This is a genomic window from Blautia sp. aa_0143 (assembly GCF_004167315.1).
GTDB lineage: Bacteria > Bacillota > Clostridia > Lachnospirales > Lachnospiraceae > Blautia_A > Blautia_A fusiformis.
On sequence record NZ_RCXU01000014.1, the window covers coordinates 89,913 to 103,247 of the forward strand.

Annotated in this window: 10 protein-coding genes and 1 pseudogene; 2 read left to right on the top strand and 9 right to left on the bottom strand. The window is 46.8% G+C overall.

The features are described 5' to 3' along the window. Positions 1–223 precede the first annotated feature (223 nt). Positions 224–1,438 (top strand): DUF4317 domain-containing protein, encoded by a 1,215-nt coding sequence (locus tag EAI83_RS08945; RefSeq protein WP_059086232.1) that lies wholly within the window; start codon positions 224–226, stop codon positions 1,436–1,438. Between the two features lie 10 nt (positions 1,439–1,448). Beyond that, complete coding sequence (locus tag EAI83_RS08950; protein WP_129975129.1) at positions 1,449–2,246, top strand: HAD family hydrolase; 798 nt, start codon at positions 1,449–1,451, stop codon at positions 2,244–2,246. A gap of 106 nt (positions 2,247–2,352) precedes the next feature. Here EAI83_RS08950 and EAI83_RS08955 read toward each other — a convergent pair whose 3' ends face one another. The 9 genes and pseudogenes from EAI83_RS08955 to EAI83_RS08995 all read right to left on the bottom strand — a co-directional run. After that, a complete protein-coding gene (locus EAI83_RS08955) occupies positions 2,353–3,576 on the bottom strand; it encodes an FKBP-type peptidylprolyl isomerase (protein ID WP_129975131.1) in 1,224 nt (407 codons plus the stop codon). Between the two features lie 213 nt (positions 3,577–3,789). Continuing rightward, on the bottom strand, positions 3,790–7,116 hold the full coding sequence (gene mfd / locus EAI83_RS08960; RefSeq protein ID WP_129975133.1) for a transcription-repair coupling factor: 3,327 nt from the start codon (positions 7,114–7,116) through the stop codon (positions 3,790–3,792). A 7-nt stretch (positions 7,117–7,123) separates the two neighbouring features. After that, complete coding sequence (gene pth, locus EAI83_RS08965; RefSeq protein ID WP_015525511.1) at positions 7,124–7,702, bottom strand: aminoacyl-tRNA hydrolase; 579 nt, start codon at positions 7,700–7,702, stop codon at positions 7,124–7,126. A gap of 79 nt (positions 7,703–7,781) precedes the next feature. Then, positions 7,782–8,732 carry a TIGR03943 family putative permease subunit gene (locus EAI83_RS08970; RefSeq protein ID WP_021651300.1) on the bottom strand — a complete coding sequence of 317 codons (951 nt, stop codon included), beginning with the start codon at positions 8,730–8,732 and terminating at the stop codon, positions 7,782–7,784. 122 nt (positions 8,733–8,854) lie between these two features. Next, the gene (locus EAI83_RS08975) at positions 8,855–10,066 is read right to left on the bottom strand and encodes a CobW family GTP-binding protein (RefSeq protein ID WP_129975135.1); all 1,212 of its coding nucleotides are present in this window, start codon (positions 10,064–10,066) and stop codon (positions 8,855–8,857) included. A 212-nt stretch (positions 10,067–10,278) separates the two neighbouring features. After that, entirely contained in the window at positions 10,279–10,512 is a 234-nt protein-coding gene (locus EAI83_RS08980) for a hypothetical protein (protein ID WP_044962326.1), read from the bottom strand. 136 nt (positions 10,513–10,648) lie between these two features. After that, on the bottom strand, positions 10,649–11,761 hold the full coding sequence (locus tag EAI83_RS08985) for a DUF3878 family protein (protein WP_021652868.1): 1,113 nt from the start codon (positions 11,759–11,761) through the stop codon (positions 10,649–10,651). Then, on the bottom strand, positions 11,745–12,677 hold the full coding sequence (locus EAI83_RS08990) for a GTP-binding protein (protein WP_129975137.1): 933 nt from the start codon (positions 12,675–12,677) through the stop codon (positions 11,745–11,747). The genes EAI83_RS08985 and EAI83_RS08990 overlap by 17 nt, the downstream gene beginning before the upstream one ends. Before the next feature lie 225 nt (positions 12,678–12,902). Then, positions 12,903–13,335: pseudogene (locus tag EAI83_RS08995) on the bottom strand (TRAP transporter large permease subunit); the annotation flags it as partial.

A 13,335-nucleotide genomic window follows, 5' to 3' on the forward strand; every position in this document is an offset into this window, starting at 1 on the left:
GCCGCAGGGTAAGGTCCATCTGTCTGAGCCAGGTACGCATCAGCGTACATGGCGAGTTATGGGCCGGCCGCTCCGTGAGGCACCTCAGACGCTTAGTATGACCAGGCGAAACGACGGCACCCGGACTTCTGCTGCAAATCTCACACGTCCGTCCGTGTCATCTTGCCCACACCAAACACCTGTGCTATAATCAAACTAATTAAAAAACCGAGGTAAACCACACATGAACAAAAAAGAAATCGCAGAAATAAAAAAACAATTCACCCCTGACCGCTGCTCCATCACCCGCATCTGCGGCTGCTACGTAGACGGTGAAAAAAACAAAAAAACCGAACTCAAAGAAGCCTTCTTATCCTTATCAGAGGAAGAAACCTTCAAATACTTCGACATCTTCCGAAAAACCCTCACCGGCACCATCGGAAAAAACCTCATCAACATGGAATTTCCTCTGGATCAGGAAACCGAAGGCGGAACCCAAAACTTCCTCATGAAACTCCGCAAAAGCAAACTCACCGACGACACCCTCACCGAAGCCTTCTACGACAGAATCATAGAAAACTACGACTACGGTGAAAACTACTACATCATCCTCATCCACGCAGTCTACGACATCCCCGGCAAATCCTCCGACGGTGCCGAAATGTTCGACGCTTCCGATGAGATCTACGATCACATCCTCTGCAGTATCTGCCCGGTCAAGCTCTCCAAAGCAGGCCTGCATTACAATGCAGAGACAAACAATATTGAAGACCGTATCCGGGACTGGCTGGTAGAAATGCCTGACTGGGGCTTCCTTTTCCCACAGTTCAACGACCGCAGTACCGATATCCACGGACTTCTCTACTACACCAAAAACGCCGAAAATCTCCGCTCCACCATGATGGAAGAAGTCTTCGGCTGCACCACACCACTATCTGCCGGAACCCAGCGTGACTCCTTCAATGCTCTGGTGGAAGAAACCCTTGGTGATGACTGTGCCTACGACACAGTCCTTGAGATCCATGAAAAGCTCAACGATCTCATCGAATCCCAGAAGGACGAACCGGAACCTGTTGTCCTCACCAAATCCGAAGTCAAACGTCTCTTCGAAGAATGCGGCGTAGAAGACGAAAAGCTCCAGAACTTCGATGAACAGTATGAGCTTGCCGCAGGAGAAAAATCAGCTCTGGTAGCATCCAACATCACCAACACCCGGAAATTCGAGATCAAAACCCCTGACGTGGTGATCCACGTAGCGCCGGACCGGGCAGAACTGGTAGAAACCCGCATCATCGATGGCCGAAAATGCCTTGTGATCCCCATGGAAAGTGAAATAGAACTCAACGGCATCCGTGTCAGCACACTGAACTCTGTTGAAGATACATCCGCAGAACCGCTTCCTGTTAATGATATTACTGACATTGATAACAGTAACACCGAAGAAGAAATCCCATTTTAAAGGAGACCATATGAACGATAAAAAAATCCTGTTCTTCGACATAGACGGCACACTGCTTACGCCTCACCCCTTCAAGGTTCCGGAGAGCACCAGCCGCGCCCTCACAAAAGCCCATGAAAACGGTCATCTTCTTTTCATCAACACCGGCCGCACCAAAGTAATGATGCCCTCTGCACTCTCAGAGCTTCATTTCGATGGCTATATATACGGCTGTGGAACCCACATTTACATGGACAACAAATTGCTTTTTTTCCGCACAGTCCCAAATCTTCTGTGCAAGGAAACCGTAGACCTTCTCCGCAAATGCAAGATCGAGGCAATTTTTGAATCCAACACTGAGATCCTGTATGATGGCGCATCTCCGGCCCAGTCCGAATTCGGAGTCAAAATGCGAAAAGAAATTCCAATGGTCGACATCACGAAATTCAATCGGGAGGATGCCTGCACTTACTCCTATGACAAATTCCTGGTACATATGCTGCCGGATTCCGATGTCGAAAAATTCCGCAGCTTCTGTAATGATCATTACACCTATTTTGATCACGGAGACGGAATCTGGGAAGTCACACAAAAGGGTACCAGCAAAGCCACAGGCATGGAATTTCTCCTGGATCGCCTTTCCATCCCCAGGGAAAACTGCTATGCATTCGGAGACAGTCCCAACGACCTTCCCATGCTGAAAGCTGCCGGAGTCGGCGTTGCTATGGGAAATTCTTACGGAGGCATCGAAAAACACTGCACATACCAGACAAGCGCAGTAGACAGGGACGGGATTCTTCACGCACTGGAGCATCTCGATCTAATCTGACGATCCATAAAGCAGGCATGAGCATTACAAAAAACGAGCCGTGTACGATAAATCCGTACACGGCTCGTTGTCTTTTCTCTTATCATTCCATTGTAAACATTGTATCTTATTTCTCAGCTTCCGGTGTAGCAGCTGCCTCAGATTCTGTACTATCTGCAGTCTCCTCATCAGCCTTTGCAGAATCTCCCTCTGTCTCCGGTGTCTCGGTTGCCTCAGCCTCTGCAGAATCTGCTGTCGGTGTCTCAGTTACATCCGGGTCCGGTGTCGGAGTTGGAGTCTGGATCGTAAAGCTGTGATTATCTGTGATCTTGATCTTCTTGATCAGTTTTTTCTCTTCTTTGATATCAGCTTTCTTCTTCCAGCCATCTGTTGTATCATTATAGAAATCATCCTTCTTGGTGTTTGTCAGAGACTCTTTCTTACTCTCCGTTGCAGTTTTATCATTCTTGGAATCCAGTCTCACAACATACCATACGGAATCTGTCTTTATGATCTCCTCGTTCAGTGCACCCTCGTCCAGCTTTCTTAAAGCGGTACGAACCTCATCCGGATAAGTAGTTCCGTTGGCAGCACTGTCATCACCTTCCTCATAGGTAGGGCATGTTCCGGTTGTTGCGGTCATATCCTCGGAGATCTCATCTCCAAGAGTATTGAAATCTGCAGCCGGATCCTCTTTAACCTTGTCATAAAACTTCTGAAGATTCTCTTTATTCTTCTTGATATCATCATCGGAAAGATCATCTCCGCTGACCTTTGCACTTGCATAGCTGAAGGACATCTGCTGATATTCTTTCTCATCCAGTTTCACGTCCGCTTTGGCTTCAATGGCATCCTTCATCTTCACATCGTATGTTTCAAGCTCGAGGAAAGTCTTCACCATATCTTCATCAACCGCAAGCTCTGCAATTGTCTCATCGGAATTGGCAGCCATAAAGTTCTTGGCAGCTTCCTCAAGAGCCTTCTGCTCATCATCTGTGATTTCAACATCATACTCGGAAGCGTGTTCTTTCTCCAGACACATCTTTTCAACAGTTTCAACAGAAGTTGTTACCGCATTTTCACCGTAAGTCTCATCGGAATCATCATCCATTTTGGTACTCCAGATAGACATATCGCTTCCACCGCCAAGATACATCTTGTACATTGCCTCAGCCTGTGCCTGCTGCATACGTGCTGCCAAACTTACAACGCCAAACGGGATTTCCTGCTTATTGACTGTCACTGCGATCTTTGTACCATCGAGTTTTTTATTTCCGCAGCCTGCCATCATTCCTGCCGCTGTAACGCAGACAAGAGCAGTAACTGCCGCTTTCTTTACTGAATTTCTCATTTCATCCTCCATCTATCCGTCCATAAGAATCACGGTCCGGCTCTTATTCCATAATACTTGATTATAAACGTTTTCACCTTTAAGAGCAAGGAATTTCACGAACTTACACGACATTTCACAAATTATCCACAAGTCTTTCCGGGAAAATATCCGGTATCCACAAACCGGATGTTTTTTCCCGTGGATAACCCTAAGCTTAGCTGATTCTTCCCTTTACTCCAGCGGCTCTGCCAGTTTTGCCAGCTCCCCCGCAAACTTCATCAGCTCTTCGATCAGCCTTCCCTGTGGTGTCAGGATAAATTTCGGCTCATGATCAGCCTTAAACTGCAAACCTCTCCGGTACTGCGCCATAATAGCCGGGATACCTGCGGGATCCAGCTTGGCCTTTTCATAGAGCGTGATCCGGACATCTTTTCCAAGCTGCTTGATCTCCGTCACATATCCCTGATGGGCAAGAGCCTTCAGTCTTGCAATGGCAAGAAGATTCAGCACAGCTTTTGTCGGCTCGCCAAAACGGTCGATCAGCTCCTCCAGCATATCGTCATATTCCTGCTGGCTTTCAATACCGGCAATACGCTTATAAATATCCAGCTTCTGGAACTCGTTGCCGATATAGGAATCCGGGATAAATGCATCAATATTGAGATCAATGGTCGTCTCAAAATCATCCATAGTCCGGATTCCCTTTGCCTCCTTGACAGCCTCACTGAGCATCTTGCAGTAAAGGTCATAACCAACTGCGTTCATATGCCCGTGCTGCTGAGCACCGAGAAGATTTCCTGCTCCACGAAGCTCCAGATCCTTCATAGCTATCTTAAAACCGCTTCCAAGGTCTGAATACTCCCGCATGGCGCTGAGCCGTTTCTCCGCGGTCTCCTGGAGCATCTTGTTTTTGGTATACATCAGGAATGCATAAGCAGTCCTGTTGGAACGTCCTACACGCCCACGGAGCTGATAAAGCTGGGAAAGGCCATATCTGTCCGAATCATGGATGATCATAGTGTTTACGTTGGAAATATCCAGTCCTGTCTCAATAATAGTGGTGGAAACCAGTACATCCACATCTCCATTGATAAAATCATACATTACCTGCTCCAGTTCCCTCTGACTCATCTGTCCATGTGCAAAATCCACTCTGGCCTCCGGCACAAGTCTGGATATCCGAAGGGCTACTTCGGCAATGTCATTGACTCGATTATATACGTAATACACCTGTCCCCCCCGGCGAAGCTCCCTGCGGATGGCTTCCCGAACAGTCTCCTCATCGTACTCCATAACGTATGTCTGGATCGGCACACGATCCATCGGCGGCTCTTCCAGAACGCTCATATCACGGATACCGATGAGACTCATATGAAGAGTTCTCGGAATCGGCGTTGCCGTCAGCGTCAGTACATCCACATCTTTTTTCATCTGCTTGATCTTCTCCTTGTGAGTAACACCAAAGCGCTGCTCCTCATCAATGATCAGAAGTCCAAGATTTTTAAATTCCACATCTTTTGAAAGAACTCTGTGGGTGCCGATCACAATATCTACCTGCCCCTTTTTGATCCCTTCGATGGTCTTTTTCTGCTGGGCAGATGTCCGGAAACGGCAGAGAAGCTCCACCTTCACCGGAAATTCTTTCATACGCTGTACAAAGGTATTGTAATGCTGCTGGGCAAGAATGGTAGTAGGGACCAGATAAACCACCTGCCGGCTTTCCTGTACTGCCTTAAACGCAGCTCTTAAAGCCACCTCCGTCTTTCCGTAACCAACGTCACCACACACAAGACGGTCCATGATCCTAGTGCTTTCCATATCTCTCTTGGTATCCTCAATGGCTGCCAGCTGATCCTCTGTCTCCTCATAGGGAAACATCTCCTCAAATTCCTTCTGCCATACGGTATCCGGTCCGCAGACATACCCCTCTTTCTCCTGGCGGACTGCATAAAGCTCTACCAGCTCTTTTGCGATATTTTTTACCGCACCCTTAACACGGCTCTTGGTCTTATTCCACTCCTGACCGCCAAGCTTGTTCAGCTTAGGCGTTTTTGCATTTTCGGAGGATCCTGAATATTTCTGCAAAGCATCCAGCTGGGTTGCCAGGATATAGAGATTACTGCCGCCCCGGTATTCGATCTTGATGTAATCCTTCACAACACGGTCAACCTCTACCTTTTCGATTCCACGGTAAATACCCAGTCCGTGCTTTTCATGAACAACAAGATCACCAATGGAAAGCTCTGCAAAATCCTGGATCCTGTTTCCGCTGTACTTTTTCTTTTTTTTGCGCTTTTTCTGCTCTTTGCCGAAAATATCGGTTTCCGTCATCACTGCAAATTTGATCAGCGGATACTGGAAGCCACGTCTTGCGTGACCATAGACCACCATGATCTCCCCGGGACTGATGATACGATCCATGTCCTGGCTGTAAAAAGCATTCAGTCCTTCCTCTGAAAGATCCTTTGCCAGACGCTCCGCCCTGGTCCTGGAACCGGAGAGCAATGCGATCCGGTATCCCTGACTCTTATACTGAAGGAGATCCTTTACCAGAAGTTCAAAGCTGCTGTTATAAGAATCTACAGACTTCACCGTAAGATCAAATTCCTCATTGATCTTCCATCCGGAACGTCTGGGAGAAAGTGCGGATACAGCCACACAATTCCGTCTGTTTAGCTTCTTCTGCAGTTCCTGAAAGCCACATAGCCACTGCTCCGGAAGATTTGCCTCGCCTTTTTCCTCTCTGTGCATACGACTCTGACGGTACTCTTCCTCCACACCCTCGCCGTTTTCTGCCAGGTGGTTCAGTTCATCCAGAAACACCAGTGTTTTTTCTTCCGGAAAATAATCCAGAAAGGATACCATATCTTCTCCGTCCATCTTTTCTGCAGCCGGATAAATCGTAATTTCATCTACATTTTCCAGAGATCTCTGACTTTCCGCATCAAAGCTCCGGATAGAATCTACCTCATCATCCCACAGTTCGATACGCCAGGGATTATCCTCTGTCAGCGGATAGATATCAATGATTCCTCCACGCACAGAAAACTGCCCCGGAAGCTCTACCTGACCAGTGCGTTCATACCCCAGCTCTACCAGCTCTTCCTTCAGCTGATCCAGATCGATCACACTGTCACTTTTAAAATGAAGAAGTCTGCTTCTGATCTTTTCCAGCGGCATCAGGAAATCCATACATCCGTCAATGCTGGTAACAACGGTCACTTCTTCCTGTTCCAGAAGTGCCCGGATCACACGCATCCGCTGCCGGATCAGAAGATTTCCGTGTATATCTGCCTGAAAAAACAGAAGATCCTTTGCCGGATAAAAATATACATTTTTGTCATAGAAGCGGTAATCCTCATAGATTTCCTTTGCGTTGCGCTCATCATCCGCAAGGATCAGATGATATGGAAAAAGCCCGGAAAGTCCATACATCAGATGGACCTTCTGGGACTCCATGCATCCGGAAACATTAAGAATTCCGCAGTTTGCGCCACAGCGCTTTTTTATTTCCCCAAACTCTGCAAGACCCTGCAGAGGATGCAAAAATGCTTCCATACAAACCTCAATTCTTAGGCTTTTTTCTGTTATATTTATTCATCGCCGCATCTACGCCCTCGGACAGGATCATCTCCACAGCCTCTGCCGCATCATTGATCCCTTCATCCACAAGCTTGCGGTCACTGTCCGAAAAATGACCCAGCACAAAATCTGCCAGATCCCAGTCTTTCGGTTTTGCACCGACACCAACACGGATGCGGATAAATTTTTCAGTTCCAAGGCGGCGGATGATATCCTTGATCCCGTTATGTCCGCCTGCACTGCCCTTTTTGCGGATACGAAGCTGCCCAGGCTCCAGATCGATATCATCGTAGATCACGATCAGCTCTGTCTCCGGATCGATCTTGAAATAGCCGGACATCTCCTGGATCGGACCGCCGCTTAAATTCATATAGGAAAGCGGTTTCATCAGAATAGCTTTTTCACCGCCGATGATACCTTTTCCATACATGGCATTAAATTTTACGCCGCCCTGCGGGATATTATGCTTCTCCACAAGACAGTCAACGGTGTCAAAGCCCATATTGTGGCGTGTAGCCTCATACTGCTTTCCCGGATTTCCCAAACCTGCAATTAAATACATAAAAACTCCTCAGCTGTAATCTACCTGTTTCAATGTCAGGCCTTCTTATGCCTTAAGGCATACAAATGCTCTGATCGTATCAGTTGAAATATACCATCTCATCAGCAAGTGGCTCACAAACTTCTACATGCTCTGCGTAAAGTACGATTCCCTCTCCCTGATATTCCATTCTCTTCTCAAACGCAACCTTCGCAGTAACATCCACCCACTGGCCTTCTGCGATCTTCGGAGCAAAAGCGCTCTTGCAGATGTAACCAAGGAATGTGGTATCATCTGCACAGCATGTCATGGCTGTTCTTCCGGGAACAAAGAATTTGCTTCCCATTCCACGCGGCTTCAGGGCACGTGCTTTAAAGTGAACGGTTTTTCCAACATAACGGTCCGGATGATCCATGGAATCCACAAACCAGATACCATAATCCTCCGGAAGGATATCGATCACCGGCGCATCAATATCAAATGGCATCTCATCCTCAAAAAGATCACCAAGCTCGCCCTCTTCATCCTCAAAGATGATCTCCGCACGCTGGTTCACCACCTTGATGCTTCTTCTGTAAGAAGGAAGCGGGTCGTTCTCCTGGCAGCGGTTAAAGATAACCATATCCGCATTGCGGACCATGTCCATAAAAAGGGACTTCATATTCGCCATATAGACTTGGAATGTGCTTGCATCCACACAGGTGATATGTTGCTCCACGCCCCAGCCTTCCGGTTTTTCCATTTCTTCGAATTTACTTACCAGCCACATGCCATTATACTCAATGATCACCCGCTCCGGCTGATGCAGGATCTCCATTGCCGCAAGTCGTTCCGGTGTAAGCTCTTCCTCACTGTCAATGCTCTCCACAACGGTATTGCACTGTTTCAGTGCTTCCTCATCATATTCTTCCTCACCCTCTTCGCAAAGGATCAGCAGTGTTTTTCCATCGATCTGAAAGTAATCCTGCTGCAGGGTAAAGCTCAGGAAAGAGGTCTTGCCGCTTTCCAGAAAACCTGTGATCAGATAAACGGGTACTCTGGTCTCTTCCATAAATCCATCCTATCAGATACTGTACGATTTAATGTACAGTATCTGTTTCCTTTCTGTAACAATCTATATCTGTATTCCGCTTTGGCTTTGCGTCAAAACGAACATTTATTTTATCATATGCTTTATGCGATCCCGAAAAGCTCCTCCAGTGCATGCTCGTCAAGCTTAGAACCGATCACGCACAGACGGCCTGTATATTCTGGTGCGCCCTCACGGATCTCGGTTTCTTCCGGAACCATATCAAAATAGATCCATGTTCCGTCCTCTGCCGGAAGCATTCCTTTTGCACGGAGAATGATACCATATTTGTCAGACTCGGAAAGTGCCTCAAGGATCTTCTCAAGTCCCTCACGTGTGAATTTCTTAATCGTCTCACGGCCCCAGCTTGTGAAGACCTCATCTGCATGATGGTGGTGATGGTCGTGTCCACAGCCGCACTCGCCGTCGTGGTGATGATGGTGCTCATGGTCATGACCGCAGCCACACTCGCCGTCATGATCGTGATGATGATGTTCATGCTCCTCGTGATCATGATCGTGTCCACAGCCGCACTCCTCGTCATGGTCGTGATGATGATGCTCCTCGTGATCGTGATCATGGCCGCAGCCGCACTCCTCATCATGATCATGGTGATGATGCTCATACTCTTCATGATCGTGATCATGTCCACAGCCACACTCCTCGTCATGATGATGATGATGCTCATGCTCCTCCTCAAGCATCTCCTGCTCCAGGGATACCGGATGCTCCATAACCTCTACCAGCTTCTTACCGTCAAGATTCTCGATCGGAGTTGTAATGATAGCAGCATCCTTATTCAGGCTGCGGAGAAGCTCCAGGGACTCCTGAACCTTTTTCTCACTTGCAATATCGGTACGGCTCATGATGATAGCACCTGCATACTGGATCTGGTTATCAAAGAACTCACCGAAGTTCTTCATATACATTTTGCATTTTTTTGCATCAACAACAGTTGTATAGCTGTTCAGTTTAATGTCAACCTCGTCCTGAACACCCTGTACAGCCTTGATAACATCAGAAAGCTTACCAACTCCTGACGGCTCGATCAGGATCCTGTCCGGATCATATTTGGTAACAACCTCTTTCAGAGAGGTTCCGAAATCTCCTACCAGAGAGCAGCAGATACATCCGGAGTTCATCTCACGGATCTGGATCCCTGCCTCTTTCAGGAAGCCGCCGTCAATACCGATCTCACCGAACTCGTTCTCGATCAGCACTACCTGCTCACCCTGAAATCCATCCTTCAGAAGTTTTTTGATCAGAGTTGTTTTTCCGGCGCCAAGGAAACCGGAGATAATATCAATTTTAACCATTTTGTATACACTCCTTTTAACGTAGTTTGACCAGGAAGTATTATACCCCCTGGTTGTATCCTGTTATGCTCATGATGACAGAGAAAAAATTACCTGTTTCTGTATCTGCTGTCATTATATCCATTTTACAAAACAGACATTCCTATTCTGCTTTATATTCAGATTAATAGAGGGATGTGAAAAGCTCACATCCCTGAAAATCGTTCTTCCTATCAGCCGTTGATCATAAAGCTCATAAGCTTGTCGATATCCTCTTTCTCTGCTGCAACGATCTCAAGCTCCGGGATCTCACCAGCGGAAAAGATGTTTGCAAGAGATACATACTGGGAAAGCTTGGATTTCAGGTTCAGTCTGTCTCCCTCTCCTGTTACAAGCTCTACTCTACCCTTGCAGCTGTCAATTACCTCAAAAAATTTATCAATATCTGTAATATGTGTTACTTTCATTTTAAAAATCTCCTTTCTTATTAAAGGGCTGTTCTTAACTCTTTCCGTTAGATTATACCCCAGTGTTTTTAAAAAAGCAATCCCTGCCGGGCAAAAACACTTCACAGATATTCTCTACGGATCTATATATATTTCGTCATATTTCTTCAATTTCAACGGTACAGTCTTTTCTTCCTTTGTTCCATTTCATGAGATAAACCTTAAATCCCAGAGAATCTCTGGCAATGGTAAACGGTTCTTCCCTGAGTACTTCGGATCCCATACCCTGCTCGTTCAGCTCTGCCTGCTTTGTCCTGGCTTTTTCTGTAAGAACTCTAAGCTCTTCATCGGCTTCTTTTCCAAAAGAACGATTCCCATATCCGGATGAAGCTTCCCGCAGCTTTTCAGAAAGGCACATCGTTACCTGGATGTGTTTTGTACGGTGAAGCATTCCTGCCAGTTTCCGTGCTACCCATTTAAACGGAAGTTTCCGGTAAATTTCAAGCCACCTGACAAAAGTACGGTCTCCTGCCTGCCTTGCGATCTCTCCCATTACCTCAAATGCCTTTTCCGAGGGAATCCACGGATTTTCCCTGGGAACAATATACTTTTCCGGAACAGCCGGATAACAGCAGTAATTCAATGGCGGAAATTCCACCAGTGCAGAAAGCTTCTCCTCCAGAGCGTTGCAGCTGTCCCCGCCTATATAATCATATTTGTCGCGGAGGATCGCCAGGCGATATTCCAGCTGCCGTAAATATTCATACCCTTCTACCCAGAAATGACCGATCCGGCTATAATCGTAGAGATGTTTTTCCAGAGACAGGGTTTCAAAAAACAAAGTCACCACCGAATCATCCTGGTGGACCACAAGGATGTATTCTCTACCCTGCCGGCTTAAATCTGCCAGGATCTCGCCCTCGTAATCCGGTTTGTATACACCTGTCATACGGGCATTTCCAAAAACAAGAAAGCTTTCTACCGCATCATTCATAAGATACACAAGACGGATTTCGCCGTTTTTTACATAAGAATCCACTCTGTACATATTGTCATCGGACTTTTCCGCAATTGCTTCCGAAAAAGCACTTTCTGAAGCTGCTTTCTGATCCTGCGGATCTTTCTCATCATTCACTGCCACCAGTTCAAACTGATCTTCTCCAAGCAGCTCTGCTAGCTTCTGAAAGGTATCTGGCAGCTCTTCAAAGGCCTTCTCTGAGACATATCTCTCCGGTGCTGTTTTTCCTGCAGTATTATTTCCAGTATCCATCAATTACCTCTTTATTCAGTTTCTCCCCAATAACGATCATGATCTCCTGTCCCAGCTTTGCCGGCTGGATGCAGATCTCATGGCGGGTAGCATTCAGCTCCAGCCACTGTCCATCTTCTTTTCTGAGAAAACCTTTTACGCGAAAAACATCTCCGCAGGATGGATCATTCAGGATCCTTTCTGCAGTTTCATGAAGTTCCTCCTCGCTTTTATGAACGTTCATAAAAAACAGAGAATCAAATCCGCCGCCTTCCGCATAGGATTCCTTCACGTAATCCTCTGCCACATACCCGCAATCCAGGATCTTTTCCAGGTCTGTGTCTGTGAGATCATCCCAGTTTCCGGTGAGGATCTCACTGTCCAGACAGCGCCTGCACTGGATCTGGCCAAGTGCACGGTTGAGATGCTCTTTTGTGCTGCTGATCTCTTCCACCGTGGCTTCCTGGCTCCTGCTCAGTAATACATAGCCTGCATCTGCCACCTCGGAAGCCAGCAGATAATCCGCTTCCGCAGAAAGATCCTCTGCCAGCTTCGCATCCACAATGGCGATCACATTTCCGATCTCATACCATTTATCCAACGGTTCCTCATGGAGGGCGTCAAAGAACTCATCCACATCAAAGATTCCGGATGGTTCTACGATGACACGGTCGTAACCGCACATTCCCATGGCGATCAGCTTTGTCTTAAATCGCCGTCTGTGACAGTCCGCATCACAGCCCCCGGAAACCATCTCCAGCTCACAGTTGTCTCCCATCAGATCCTGAAGCAGCATCATATCCACATTCACTGCCCCGAAATCATTTTCCAGGATCCCGATGTTCATGCCTTTTTTCAGAAGATAGGAGGCATATTTTTTTATAAATGTTGTCTTTCCGGATCCGAGAAATCCGGTTATCAGATCGATCTTTATCATATTTCTTCCTTTACTTTATCAACTCTCCGGAGCATACAGTAAAATAAATGCGAATATATGCTTTACTTATGTTCCGGTCATATTTCAATAATCTCCTGCCCGACAAATGCCGGACTGCTATCAGTATATAATCTTTTTTCCGCAAAGAAAAGAGGCGGTCCTGAAAAATCCTCTCAGAACTGCCTCTTTCCGGCTATTTTATCTTTTTATAAACATATATGAAGATTACTTTGTAAACAGATCTACCAGATCCTGACCATCATTATAGCCCTGTTTTTTCAGTTCCTGAACAAACCAGTCATCTACACCGTCTACTGCTTTCTTAAAGGAATCGATATCCATGTCCTTTTTCTCTGTGAAGGTCACACCGTTTTTGTCTGCCCAGCGTGCTTTGATCTCATCATCACTGGAACGGTTGATGTAACGCTCATACTCAACAGCTTTCTGACCACACTCGTCAACAACAGCCTGCTGCTCCGGTGTCAGCGCATCATAAATATCCTGGTTGATGCAGAAGAACAGGCAGTCATAGATTGCATCCCACATGGAGCAATATGGCTGTACCTCCTGTACACTGGCTGCATCGATGGCGGGCAACGGATTCTCCTCGCCCTCTACCGTATTCTGCTGAAGTGCTGTGTAGGTCTCGGACCAGTTC